The 13,118-nt window shown below is 58.8% G+C and carries 9 protein-coding genes, 1 pseudogene and 1 riboswitch; of the genes and pseudogenes, 5 read left to right on the top strand and 5 right to left on the bottom strand.

All coding sequences use genetic code 11. From position 1 onward, the window contains the following. Positions 1–58: 58 nt before the first annotated feature. Positions 59–1,093, bottom strand: a complete 1,035-nt coding sequence (locus GKZ67_RS03825) for a Gfo/Idh/MocA family oxidoreductase (RefSeq protein ID WP_173241226.1) — start codon at positions 1,091–1,093, stop codon at positions 59–61. 246 nt (positions 1,094–1,339) lie between these two features. Here GKZ67_RS03825 and GKZ67_RS03820 point away from each other — a divergent pair, with 246 nt between their 5' ends. Both GKZ67_RS03820 and GKZ67_RS03815 read left to right on the top strand, forming a co-directional pair. Continuing rightward, on the top strand, positions 1,340–3,118 hold the full coding sequence (locus tag GKZ67_RS03820) for a T9SS type A sorting domain-containing protein (protein ID WP_173241225.1): 1,779 nt from the start codon (positions 1,340–1,342) through the stop codon (positions 3,116–3,118). A 219-nt stretch (positions 3,119–3,337) separates the two neighbouring features. Beyond that, positions 3,338–4,452 (top strand): annotated as a pseudogene (locus GKZ67_RS03815) (glycoside hydrolase family 105 protein). A gap of 102 nt (positions 4,453–4,554) precedes the next feature. Here GKZ67_RS03815 and GKZ67_RS03810 read toward each other — a convergent pair. Next, a complete protein-coding gene (locus tag GKZ67_RS03810; protein WP_173241224.1) occupies positions 4,555–5,772 on the bottom strand; it encodes a homoserine dehydrogenase in 1,218 nt (405 codons plus the stop codon). 142 nt (positions 5,773–5,914) lie between these two features. Further along, positions 5,915–6,033, bottom strand: a riboswitch (SAM riboswitch). A gap of 291 nt (positions 6,034–6,324) precedes the next feature. Here GKZ67_RS03810 and GKZ67_RS03805 point away from each other — a divergent pair. The 3 genes from GKZ67_RS03805 to GKZ67_RS03795 are packed head-to-tail and all read left to right on the top strand — an operon-like array spanning position 6,325 to position 10,215. Then, positions 6,325–6,912 (top strand): (2Fe-2S)-binding protein, encoded by a 588-nt coding sequence (locus GKZ67_RS03805; RefSeq protein WP_173241223.1) that lies wholly within the window; start codon positions 6,325–6,327, stop codon positions 6,910–6,912. A 13-nt stretch (positions 6,913–6,925) separates the two neighbouring features. Then, positions 6,926–7,951, top strand: coding sequence for an FAD binding domain-containing protein (locus GKZ67_RS03800; RefSeq protein ID WP_173241222.1), 1,026 nt, complete (start codon positions 6,926–6,928; stop codon positions 7,949–7,951). After that, positions 7,948–10,215, top strand: coding sequence for a xanthine dehydrogenase family protein molybdopterin-binding subunit (locus GKZ67_RS03795; protein WP_173241221.1), 2,268 nt, complete (start codon positions 7,948–7,950; stop codon positions 10,213–10,215). Before GKZ67_RS03800 ends, GKZ67_RS03795 begins: the two co-directional genes overlap by 4 nt. 63 nt (positions 10,216–10,278) lie before the next feature. On the opposite strand, the gene GKZ67_RS03790 is transcribed toward GKZ67_RS03795, so the two are convergent. From GKZ67_RS03790 to GKZ67_RS03780, 3 genes are all read right to left on the bottom strand, one after another. Continuing rightward, entirely contained in the window at positions 10,279–11,271 is a 993-nt protein-coding gene (locus GKZ67_RS03790) for a phospholipase D-like domain-containing protein (RefSeq protein WP_173241220.1), read from the bottom strand. Positions 11,272–11,322: 51 nt separating this feature from the next. Further along, complete coding sequence (locus GKZ67_RS03785) at positions 11,323–11,562, bottom strand: DUF433 domain-containing protein (RefSeq protein ID WP_173241219.1); 240 nt, start codon at positions 11,560–11,562, stop codon at positions 11,323–11,325. A 133-nt stretch (positions 11,563–11,695) separates the two neighbouring features. Beyond that, positions 11,696–12,715, bottom strand: coding sequence for an Atu2307/SP_0267 family LLM class monooxygenase (locus GKZ67_RS03780; RefSeq protein WP_173241218.1), 1,020 nt, complete (start codon positions 12,713–12,715; stop codon positions 11,696–11,698). Positions 12,716–13,118: the final 403 nt, after the last annotated feature.

Raw genomic sequence — 13,118 nt, 5'->3', positions numbered from 1 at the left:
CCGCTACATTCCCGACTTTAGGACCGGCGCTTGCTGACTGGCACCAGCAAATGACTTCCTAAGCTTCGAGTATTTCGAGCTGCCAGGTCAGCTGCTCATCCGTAATTGGGTAGGGCTGCCCGTGGCGAATGGTCTGATACACTGCCTCAAAGAGCCCCAGGTAGGTACTGGGCGCGGCGGGGTCGGCCACGGGCGGCAGCACGTGGTTGTGACCGGCGGGGTCGGCCAGCACCATGCGGCCTTCCTGGCCGGGCTGCTCGCGCCCATACGCCTCGTCGCCGGGCTTGATGCCGGCCAGCAGCTGCGGCTCCTGGGGGTCGGTGCGCTCCTTGCGGTAGCTGCCCAGCGTACCATTGAGCACGAAGGCCGGGCCGGCGTCGGCTACGAGCAGGCTGGCCGTTACCCACACGTTCAGGCCCTGGGGATAGCGCAGCTGAATAGAAAAAAAGTCGGGCACCTGCGAGCCGCGCCGGTAGCTCCCGATGGTTTTCTCAAACGACAAAGGCTTGCCAAACAAGCTAATAACCTGGTCGAGCAGGTGCGGCCCCAGGTCAAACACGAGGCCCGAGCCGGGGCGACCATCTTCCTTGAAAACCTTGGTGTGCAGCACCGGCCGAAAGCGGTCGTAGCGAAAATGCACCTCGATAAGCTGGCCCAGCTGGCCGCTCTCCACCACGCGGCGCACGGCCCCAAAGTCGGTGTCCCAGCGGCGATTCTGGTAGGCCATCAGCTGTCGGCCCTGCTGCCGTGCCAGCGCCACCAGCTCGTGCCACTGCGCCACGGAAGTAGCCACCGGCTTTTCGACGAGCACATGCTTGCCGGCGAGCAGGGCCTGACGCGTCAGGTCGTGGTGAGAGTCGCTGGGCGTATTTACCACTACCAGCTCCAGGCTGGGGTCGGCGAGCAGGGCTTGCGTGCTCGGGTAGCTTTTGATGGCCGGGTAATCGGCAGCCATGCGCTGCTCGGTACGCTCCACTACCGAGCGCAGCTCGAAGCCGGGATGCAGACGTAGAAAAGGAGCGTGAAAAAGCTTGCCGGACATGCCATAGGCGAGCAGTCCGGCCGGAATGGGCGAAGAAACAGAAGGCGTCATGCCCAAATATACCCGGCCACCCGGCGCTTGCGATATCTCCGCCGGGTTACTATTTCGTCCTTACCACGCTCAGGGCTCGCCGGCCGGGGTGAACTACATGAAACTGGCCGGCTGACAACGTTACCGGCATCGTTTGCGCAAAAAAAGCTGCGATGCTTCATTTTTTCAGGAGATGGCCTGATTAATATTATACACGCTTAGTCCAATTTTCAGCGGACTACCGCCGGTTTTTATTTGTTTTTGCCCATGAATCACTTTTTCTCTTTCCGTCTTCTTTCTTCACTTCCCCGGCCCGCCGGGTTGGGCCTGCTCTGCCTGATGGCGGGGCCGGTAGCGGCTCAGCTGCCGGCATTTCCGGGAGCTGAGGGAGCTGGCAAGTATACCACCGGCGGGCGAGGCACCACCTCGACACCGACCACGGTAATGGAAGTCACCAACCTCAACGACTCGGGCGCGGGCAGCCTGCGCCAGGCCCTGACGGGCACCTATGCCAGCCGTACGGTGGTGTTCCGGGTGTGTGGCACCATTCACCTGGTTTCGCAGCTGAGCATCCCGGCCAATACGACGCTGGCGGGCCAAACGGCCCCTGGCGATGGCATTTGTGTGGCCGACAAGCAAAGCAACGTAAAGGGCAACAACGTAATTGTGCGCTTTATGCGCTTCCGCCTCGGCGACCAGTACCAAAACCTGGGCATGGTGAATGGCAGCGGTAACGAGGATGCGTTTGATGCCATTTCGGGTACTACCGGCCTTATAGTAGACCATTGCACCTTTAGCTGGGGCGATGATGAGTCGTTTACCTGCTACAAGGGCGACAATACTACCCTGCAATGGAACCTCATCAGCGAGGGCCTGAACTACTCGTATCACTTCGAAACCGGCGACACCGATTTTGAGCACCACGGCTATGGCGGCATCTGGGGCGGCCGGCACGCCTCCTTTCACCACAACCTGCTGGCGCACATGCAGGGCCGCAACCCCCGCTTCGACGGCTCGCGCAACCTCGCGCCTTACACGGCTGGCCAGGAAAACGCCGAGTTAGTGAATAACGTGATTTACGACTGGGGCAGCTACACCACCAACGGCGGTGAAGGTGGCAATTACAATATAATAAATAACTATTATAAGTACGGCCCCAATACCAACCCCGGCAGCAGCTCGGGCGTGGCGGTGCGCTCGATGATTATCAATCCTTATAAACAAACCAGCAGCCCGATACTGCCTTATGGCAAGTATTATCTGAGCGGCAACTACGTCGATAACTCGGCTTTCATTACCAGCCACAACTGGTATGGCGCAGCCATGAGCGGCGGCACCATGGCCGATACTGTGCAGTCGAAGGTGCTGGTGCCGTTTGTTATTGAGAGCTATGCACTGCCAACTCAAACGGCCGCGGCGGCCTACGCATCGGTGCTGGCGGGTGTGGGCTGCACACTGCCCACCCGTGACCCGGTAGATACGCGCATTATTCAGGAAGTGCAGGACCGCACCGGCAAGATTATCGATGTGCAGGGCGGCTTTCCAGCGCACGTTACGCCTTACAGCACTTCGCAGGTTGCCTGGAATATTCTTAACTGCAACACCCCGCCGCCGGTTGACACCGACCACGACGGAATGCCCGACACTTACGAAACCGCTAACGGCCTGAATCCCAACGACCCGGCCGACCGCGCATTCATCGCAGCCAACGGCTATACCAACCTCGAAAACTACCTCAATGGCCTGGTGGCCGCCACGGTGCTAAGCACGCACAAAGCCAGCACCAGCGACCTGCTCCAGGTGTATCCCAACCCTGCGCAGGCCGGGCAGTCTATTACGGTAACGCACCCGGCCCAGGCCGGCGCGGCGGGCAGCTTCACTATCTACAGCTTTGAAGGCCGGCTGGTTGGAACGGTGGTAGCCCAGCCCGGCACCAGCCAGACGCAACTCGACGTGCGCCAGCTGGCGACTGGCAACTACCTGCTCGTGTACCAGTCCGCACCGGGTGCCCAGCGCATGTCGGTGAAGTTTGTGAAGACCGAATAGCCCCAAGGCTCAACGCTTGCCAGAGGGTTCGCCGCTGCTTAGCCAGCCGGCGAACCCTCTTTTTTAGCCCTCTAGCAAGCCGGGCCGCTGCTTCCTAATGCGCAGCCGACACGCCATTTGGCAGCGGCTTTTCCTGCGTGCCGGCTCACTTAAGCTGGTTAGCGAGGCCGTAAGCCCGGTTTTCTGGATAGCTTTATTGCCCGATTTCTTTCTGCTTTCATGCTCAGCTCTTTTCAAACTATGTGGCTGCTTGGCACTTTGCTGCTCACGGCGGGTTTCAGTGCCCGCGCGCAGCCCGGCCCGGCCGGCCCGGCCTTGCTCAGGCCAACATATATTAAAAGTCAATTGCTTAAAGCCGCGCAGTGGCAGCTGGCCCACCCCCGGCACCCGGCCACCGACTGGACTAATGGCGCCTTTTACGCGGGCGTATTTGCGGCTTACCAGGCTACTCACTCGCGGGGACTGCTCGATTCGCTGCTGGCGATGGGTGAGCGCACGCACTGGCAGCCCGGCGGCCGCTACGACCACGCCGACGATATTGCCATCTGCCAGACCTACCTCAACCTGTACCGGCTCAAAAAAGACCGCCGGATGCTGGAGCCCACCTTGGCCGTGGTGGAGAAGCTTCGCACCACGCCCGGCCCCGAAGCGCAAGCCCACGGCATCAGCTGGTGGTGGTGCGATGCGCTGTTTATGGGGCCGCCCGTACTGGTAAAGCTGGCCCGGCTCACAAGTCAGCCGCAGTATTTTACCCTCAGCGATACCCTGTACCAGCAGACGTACCGGCGGCTGTTCAATCATCAGCAGCACTTATTTGCGCGCGATGCCGCTTACCTGTGGAATGCGGCCGGCGAGGGCAAAAAGGAAAGCAACGGCCAGCCGGTTTTCTGGAGCCGCGGCAATGGCTGGGTAATGGGCGGCCTCGTGCAGCTGCTGCAAGAACTGCCGGCCAACCACCCGACGCGGCCCTTCTACCTGAGTCTGTTTCGGGAAATGAGCGCCCGCCTGTGCCAGTTGCAACAGCCCGACGGCCTGTGGCGCACCAGCCTGCTCGACCCGGCTGCCTATCCTGGCGGCGAAACATCAGGCTCGGGCTTCGACTGCTACGCCCTGGCCTGGGGCTCAACCAGGGCTTGCTGGACCAGGCCACTTACCGGCCGGTGGCGCAAAAAGCCTGGGCAGCCCTCACACGGGTAGTTTCGCCCGAGGGCCGCGTGGGCTGGGTGCAGCCCATCGGGGCCGACCCGCGCCGCGACTTTTCGGCCGAGAGCTGGGAGGTGTACGGCACCGGCGCTTTCCTACTCGCCGGCTCAGAAATGGCTAAAATGAAATAGCCTTTCAAGAGCGATTTCCAAGTCAGGGTGCGGGGCGGGCTGCCCTCAACCTATATACTTATACTGACCTGAAAACCGCTCTAAACTGCTCTGAACCGGCTACTATGGGGCCATAGTAGCCCGCAGCGGCGCGGCCAGCCGCACCACGCACACGCCCGGCGCCCGCAGCCACGCGGCCCGCGCCAGCTGCGCCAGGCCGATAGTGCCAGTGAGGTAATTGCCGCGCTGCGCCGACCGAAACTGCTCGTGCACGGCCGAAAAGTCGGCCTCGGCGGGCACATTGGCCTCGTCGAAGGTTACCAGCACCTCTACTTCGGCCGCATCGGGCGTGAGGGCCAGGTGGGCATTCTGCTGAATTTTCTTGTAGCCGTAGCGGTAGCCATAGGTAAGGGCCGACAAGTCGCTGAGCACGGCCGAAGCGGTAGGAAAAGCCCCCGCTCCGCGCCCCAGAAAAAACTGCCGGTCGGCAAATGTGCTTTGGGTTATCAGGCCGTTGAACTCGTCGTGCACCTGCGCCAGCTCGTGGCCGGGGCGCACCAGCGTGGGCAGCACGCCCGCCGCCAGCCCACCGCCTGGCAGGCGCCGCGCCTCCGCTACCAGCTTGATTACCAGGCCTTGCTCGCGGGCATAAGCCGTGGCCAGCGCGCTAATACTGGTAATGCCCACGGCCAATAAATCGGCAGGGGCCACCACCAGCCCAAAGGCATGGGCCAGCAGCAGCACCAGCTTGTTGCGGGCATCGAGTCCTTCTACATCGAGGGCCGGGTTGCTTTCGGCAAAGCCCAGCGCCTGGGCCTGCGCCAAGGCCTCGGCGTAGGGCTGCCGGTCGCGGTGCATAGCCGTGAGAATGTAGTTGGTCGAGCCATTGATAATACCTTCCACCGACTCAAGCAGGTCGGTATCATAATATTCCTCCAGGTTGCGGATAACGGGCAGGCTGGCGCAGGCCGCCGCCTCGTAGAGCAAGGGCGTGCCGGTTTGCTGCTGAATGGCAATGAGCTCGGGCAGGTGCTCGGCCAGCATCTTCTTATTGGCCGTGACCACCGCTTTGCCCCGCAGCAGCGCCTCTTTTACAATCAGATAGGCTTCATCGGCATCGTCAATCAGCTCCACAATTACTGTAAGGGCCGGGTCGCCCAGCAGGTCGTTTTTGTCGAAGGTGAACAGCTCGGCGGGCAGCGGGCGCGGCTTGGTGCGGCTCTTGACGGCAATGCGGCCGATGCGGGCGCGCAGGCCGGGCGTGCGGGCCAGCACGGCGTGCAGGCCCTGGCCCACTACGCCAAAGCCGAAAAGACCAATGTGGAGGTCGGTACGGGTCATGTTTTATATAGTATTTTGTGAATATTATTCACGCCTACTCACCCGTCCCTACTCCAAGATATTCCTCACCGGAAGAGCCAAAAAAAGCCCTTCCGACAAGTCAGAAGAGCATACACCGCCACGGCGGCAAACGGCATCTTATAACTTATCTGCTTCCGAAACCGGCCGGGGCCGGGTTTCGGAACAGGAATTAGCACCTTCGTATCGCTACTGGTTGCTAAGGCATCGTCGGGCCTGTCCCTCCGCCTTTCTTGATAAGGGCTCCGGTGAAGGAGCGTGCCGCAAAGGTAAAGGCGAAGCGCTGACATGGGCAAGTAGGCGGCCCAGCTAAGTGGCCGTAAGCCTCAGTCTGCTAAACCAGCTTAAAAAACAGGTTTTTATAAAAAGCACCAGCTTCTTTTTTTCGGCTTTTCACCTGTAATAAGGCTACCTGCCAGGGCAGTAGCCTCGTAGCAGCCAGCCTATTTAGACTTTTTAAAAACATCGCAAACCCCTGCTAAGCCGTATTATTTAACTGCTTAAATCGCTAGTTTCATTTAGTCTCAGTAGTACATGAGTTTACCTTTCACCCAAAAGCCGCTGGACCGCACACCGCCGGCGGTGGTGCCCGCCGAGGACGTGACGCTGCACGTTAATGGCCAGGACCACACGATTAAAATTGCCCCCTGGACTACCCTGCTCGATGCCCTGCGCGAGTACTTGGACCTGACGGGCACCAAGAAAGGCTGCGACCACGGCCAGTGCGGCGCCTGCACCATTCTTGCTGATGGCAAGCGCATCAACTCGTGCCTGGCTTTGGCCACAGTGTATCAGGGCGCGGAAATTCAAACTATTGAAGGGCTGGGCACCGAGGAAAACCTGTCGCCCTTGCAGCAGGCGTTTATCGACCACGACGCTTTTCAGTGCGGCTACTGCACGCCGGGCCAGATTTGCTCGGCCCAGGGGCTTATCAACGAGGGCCGCGCCAAGACTGAAGACGAGGTGCGCGAGCTAATGAGTGGCAACCTCTGCCGCTGCGGTGCCTACCCCAACATTCTGTCGGCGGTGATGGAAGTACTGCACGACGGCCAGGTAACGGTAGACAACGGCCGCCTCGTCACGATTCCGACTCAGCCGACCACCTCCAGCTCAGTCAGCTAATACTCAACGTGCTATGAACAGTTTCACCCTTACCCAAGCCGCGGGCGTTGCTGAAGCCGTGCGCGACAAGGCCAGCCACGAAAGCTCGGCCTACCTGGGCGGCGGCACCAACCTCATCGACCTGATGAAGGAAAACGTGAGCCGCCCTACGCACCTCACCAGCCTGCACAAGCTGCCGCTGGGCAAAATAGAACAAACCCCCGAAGGCGGCCTGCGCCTGGGCGCCCTCGCCACCAACGCCGAAACGGCCTGGCACCCCGAGGTAGAAGCCCGCTACCCGCTGCTGAGCCAGGCTATTCTGGCCGGGGCCACGCCGCAGCTGCGCAACATGGCCACCGATGGCGGCAACCTGTTGCAGCGCACGCGGTGCTACTATTTCTACGACCTCGCCACGCCCTGCAACAAGCGTGAGCCCGGCACCGGCTGCTCGGCCATCGGCGGCTACAACCGGGTGTGCGGCATTCTGGGCACCAGCGAAAGCTGCATTGCTACCCATCCCAGCGACATGTGCGTGGCCCTGGCCGCCCTCGAAGCTGTGGTGCGGGTAGCCGGCCCAGACGGTGAGCGCACCATTCGGTTTGAGGACTTTCACCGGCTGCCGGGCGACACGCCCGAGCTGGATAACAACCTGAAGCCCGGCGAATTGATTACCGGCATCGACCTGCCGGCCAAGGGCTTTGCCAATAATTTCACCTACCTCAAGCTGCGCGACCGGGCCAGCTACGCCTTCGCGCTGGTGAGCGTGGCGGCGGCGCTGGAGCTGGATGGCAACACCATCAAGGACGCCCGGCTAGCTCTGGGTGGCGTGGCTCACAAGCCCTGGCGCGACAAAGAGGCCGAGGCGCTGCTGAAAGGCCAGCCCGCCACGGCCGACACCTTCCGCAAGGTGGCCGTCAAAGTGCTGGAAGGTGCCAGGGGCTACGGCGCCAACACCTTCAAAATCGAGCTGGCTAAGCGCGCCATCGTACGCGCCCTCAAGCAGGCCACCGAAATGAGTTATCCGCAGAATGACAACGCTTTCCAGAATTCAAACCCATGAGCCAGACTATTGCCACCCCGCCCACTGTGCGCCTGGGTACCGACTATATTGGCAAGCCCACCAGCCGCTTCGAGGGCAAGGCTAAAGTGACTGGCGCGGCCAAGTACGCCGCCGAGTACAATGTGCCCGACCAGTGGTATGGCTACGTGGTGAGCAGCCCCATTACGAAGGGTAAAATCACCAGAATTAACAGCGCGCCCGTGCTGGCCATCCCCGGCGTGAAGCATATTTTTTCGCACGAAAATGTGCCGTCGCTGGCGTTGTTCGACCGCAGCTATAAGGACGATGTGGCGCCCGGCGGCTCGCCCTTTCGGCCGCTGCACGAGCCCGAAATCCGGTTCAATATGCAGCCCGTGGCGCTGGTAGTCGCCGAAACGTTTGAGCTGGCCCGCTACGCGGCCTCTATTCTACACATCGAATACGAGCAAGAAGCGCACAACACCGACCTCGAAACCAAGCGCAGCGAGGGCTTTCCGGCACCCAAGGGCAAAGATGGGTTTGTGCCGCCGCCCAAGCCGAAAGGTGATGCCGAAGGTGCATTCAGCAAAGCACCGCATAAGCACGAGGGCGAGTACATTCACCTGACCCAGCACCACAACCCGATGGAGATGTACGCCACCACCGTGGAGTGGCTGGGCGAGGGTAAGCACCTGAAAATCTACGATAAGACGCAGGGCGCGATGAACGTGCAGCAGTACATCTGCAAGATTTTTGGGCTGAGCAAGGACGAGGCACGGGTGATTTCGAAGTACACGGGCGGTGCTTTCGGCTCGGGGCTGCGGCCGCAGTACCAGGCGTTTTTGGCGGTGCTGGCGGCGCTGGAGCTGAAGCACTCGGTGCGCGTGTCGCTCACGCGCCAGCAGATGTTCAGCTTCGGCCACCGGCCCCATACGCTGCAAACCGTGAAGCTGGCCACCGACGACCACGGCCACCTGCAATCGTTGCAGCACAAGGCGCTGGCCGAAACCTCGCAGTTTGAGAACTTTACCGAAACGGTGGTCAACTGGTCGGGCATTCTGTACGAGAGTCCCAACTGGAAATTCGACTACGAGCTGGCCCGGCTCGACGTGTTCTCGCCGCTCGACATGCGGGCGCCCGGTGCGGCCACCGGCTCGTTTGCCATTGAGTGCGCGATGGACGAAATGGCATATAAGGCCGGCGTTGACCCGCTGGAATTCCGCCTGCTCAACTACACCGAAACCGACCCTACTGAGAAAAAGCCCTTTAGCAGCAAGCGCCTGCGCGACTGCTACCACGAGGGTGCCGCCCGCTTCGGCTGGGACCAGCGCCGCCCCGAGCCCCGTTCGATGCGCGACGGCGACCTGCTCGTGGGCTACGGCATGGCCACCGGCTGCTGGGATGCCTCCATGCAGAAAACGGCGGCCAAGGCCAGCCTCACCACCGACGGCCACCTCACGGTGAGCAGCGCCTCCAACGACATCGGCACCGGCACCTACACCGTGATGACGCAGGTAGCCGCCCAAACCCTGGGCCTGCCCCTCGAAAACGTCACGTCGGTGCTCGGCGATACCACCCTGCCCCTCTCCCCCGTGCAGGGCGGCTCCTGGACGGCCGCCTCGGTGGGCTCGGCCATTCAGGCCACTTGCCAGGCGCTGGGCGAAAAGCTGCTCAAGCTGGCCCAACAACTGGACAACTCGCCGCTCAAAGGCCTGGCTTTTGAGGATGTGCAGTTTGCCGACGACCACATTCGCGCCAACGAAGACATCACGAAGTCGGTGCCTATCAAGGACGTGCTAGCCGCCAGCGGCGAAGCCAAGGTGGAGGCCGAGTCGGGCGCGCAGCCCAATCCCATCAACCAGCTGAAATACTCCATGCACTCGCACAACGCGGTGTTTGTGGAAGTAAAAGTGGACGAAGACCTCGGCACCGTGCACGTTACCCGCGTGGTAAACGCCGTGGCCGCCGGCCGCATCCTCAATCCCAAAACCGCCCGTAGCCAGGTGCTAGGCGGCACGGTATGGGGCATCAGCATGGCCCTAATGGAGGAAACCCACATCGACAACACCTACGGCCGCTACATGAACCACAACCTGGCCGAGTACCACATCCCGGTCAACGCCGATATCCACACCATCGACGTGGTTTTTGTCGAAGAGGAAGATGATATCATCAACCCGCTCGGCGTAAAAGGCGTGGGCGAAGTCGGCATGCTCGGCGTAGCCGCCGCCGTGGCGAATGCCGTGTATCACGCGACCGGTAAGCGCGTGCGCGATTTGCCGCTGACGATTGATAAGCTGCTGTAAGTAGCGGATAGTAACAAAAACTGCCCCGTAGCCAATTGGATGCGGGGCAGTTTTTTGTTGCACCTATTCTAGTACTTCTTCAAGCAGGCACGTTATTTTTTTAGTGACTGGCGCACACCTTCCATTATCTAATGACATTTTTTCTATTCGCAAAACCCCGTAAATATCAACAGTAACTGTATACTTAATCTTAGCTTCGCCAGCCGGCTTAGGGGGCAAGCCCGTCAAGTCTATCTCAGCAAACTGCTTGTTAAGGCTTGCTTTAGTATTTTCACCATAATGTATAGTAGCTGCTGAACTTCTCTGGTTATCAGAAACAGTTTGCACTATTTTCACATTAGAGAATGGCAGCATTTTTCCCTTTGGCACAATAATCAAATACCCATTATGCATCAAACTCGTGCCTATCGAATGCTTCAAGCGCCATTTTTTAGTCAAAGAAAGGTCAACAGCTCTTTGTTGAACTTCAATATTACCAGGAGCTAGTTGAAAAGCCTCATCTACAATATCATTTCTTCCTGTTTCCTTTGCTCTGTAGATAATATCATTAGCAAGATAATCTCTTGCTTTTAATTGATTAAACTCGTCAACTTCAAATTTTGTCAAAACACGAATATCGTCCACTAGATTTGTCAAAGACTTCAGCCTTTCAAATTCAAGGCCAAAGCTTTCTAATACATGCTGTTCATCTTTAATTATTAAAATATTTTCCCTATTCTTATCCTCGGCATAATAAGTCCAATTATAAGAGCCGTTTATAACTGCTTTATTATCAATAATGCAAAACTTATTATACATTGGGTGTGCAGAACTAGAAAAGTAAAATTTACCGCCTTTATCAATAAATTCTTGGAAGGGAAGTCCGCTTTCTCTATTGTTTATATAGTCATTGTGTATAATCACCTCAACACTTAATCCCAAATCAAGTTTATTCATTAACTTACCAAACAAAGCTTCATTAGTAAACCAATACACTGCAACACTTATTTTTTGAGTCGCAGCATCTAGCTCCTCTAAAATTTGCTTACGAATTCCATCAAAATAGACCTTAATCATGATGCGTCAAATGGTTTGAGATTTAATTTTAGTCGCTTGGGCAGATTCTCATCAAGCAGCAGCCGCATACAGTTGGCGTATATTCTTATCAGTTAACAGCCTGCTAGCGACTTCCAGTAACGCTACGGCTTGCTCTCTGCTCACTGTAGGGAAATCATCCAAAAACTCATCCAGCGGTATGCCTTCTTCTAAGTGGTCAAATAGCGTTTCTACTGGCACCCTGGTACCCGCAAATACAGTTTGACCGCTCAGGATATCGGGGTCGCTGGTTATTAGCTCGTTAACTTGCATTGTTTAGCACGGTAAGTTGGTACTCGCTCAGTAGTGGCAAGGTACCAACTAGCAGCCAAATGGCTAGGAAGGGCAGCGCAACCACTTGGCTACGCTGCCCTCCCTAGCTATTATTAACTTGCTATGCTTTGACCTAGCGTAGCAACGGCGCTATGCGGGTACCAATCAGCTCGGTGGCGCGGAGGATTTTTTGGTGCGGCAGCACAGCCACATCCATTTGAAACGTCACCCGGGAGATGCCGCCCAGCGCCTCGCTGTGCCGCTGAATCTTGGCCGCTACTTCTTCGGGGTTGCCGACCAGCAGGGCACCCAGGGGGCCGGCCTGCATATCGAAGTGCGCCCGCGTGAGGCCGCTGCCGCCCCGCTCGCGGGCGCGCTTGCTGAACGTTTCGAGGTAGCCGGGCACGAAATCGGCCACGGCTTCTTCGGTGGTGGGGGCCACGTAGCCCAGCGAGTGCAGCCCCACCTGGAGCTGCTCGGGGGCGTGCCCGGCCCGGCGGCCGGCTTCGCGGTAGAGGTCTACCAGCGGCCGGAAACGATGGGTGTCGCCGCCGATGATGGCCACCATCAGGGGCAGGCCCAGCGTGCCAGCCCGCACAAACGACTCGGGCGTGCCGCCCACCCCCAGCCAGATGGGCAGCCTGGCCTGCGCCGGCCGCGGATACACGCCCTGGCCGGTGAGCGCGGGCCGGTACTGGCCCTGCCAGCGCACTTTTTCCTGGTCGCGGATGGTGAGCAGCAGCTCCAGCTTTTCGCTGAATAGCTCGTCGTAGTCGTTGAGGCTGAAGCCGAAGAGCGGAAACGCCTCGGTAGACGAGCCGCGCCCGACTACCATTTCGGCGCGGCCCTGCGAAATCAAATCCAGCGTGGCAAATTCCTGGAACACGCGCACCGGGTCGGCCGCCGAGAGCACCGTCACGGCGCTGGTGAGGCGAATGCGCTTGGTGCGCGCGGCGGCAGCGGCCAGGATAACGGCCGTGGCTGAATCAAGGTATTCGGCCCGGTGGTGCTCCCCGATGCCGAATACGTCGAGCCCCACCTGGTCGGCCCGCTCAATGCGCTCGAGCAGCAGGCGCATGGCCTCGGTGCCGCTCAGGTGGTCGCCCCCGTTTTGGAGCAGGTGCGAGGCAAAACTATCGATTCCAACTTCCATCAGATTGGGCTAAAGTAGGTTTAGGGGAGCATGGCCAAAGTAATGGACCTGCCTTCGACAACAAATGTACATACATTTAATGTAAATACATCGTTCGCATTTAGCCATAAAAGAGAGTGTTAAGATTTTGCCTAAATGCTCTAAAAAGAACCTCAGTATCAACGCATAAATTCGCGTATACTTTCATTTAGCGCGGTTTCGGAGTCGCTGTACGGTAGCGTGGACTTTTAGTCCGCCCGTTGCTATGCTGAGCACTGGCGGACTAAAAGTCCGCGCTACTTGACCAGCCTTACCCTGATTCCGAAACCGCTTTAGCATGGTAGCCAAACGATGCGAGTGCGATGCTTCGGCAAGCTCAGCATGACGGTCTTTTAAAGTTCTCAACCCGTTCTGAAGCCGCCCT

The sequence above is a fragment of the Hymenobacter sp. BRD67 genome, from assembly GCF_013256425.1.
Classification (GTDB): Bacteria; Bacteroidota; Bacteroidia; order Cytophagales; family Hymenobacteraceae; genus Hymenobacter.
Note: the sequence above shows the minus strand (reverse complement) of the source record. Positions and strands in the feature narration are given on the sequence as shown.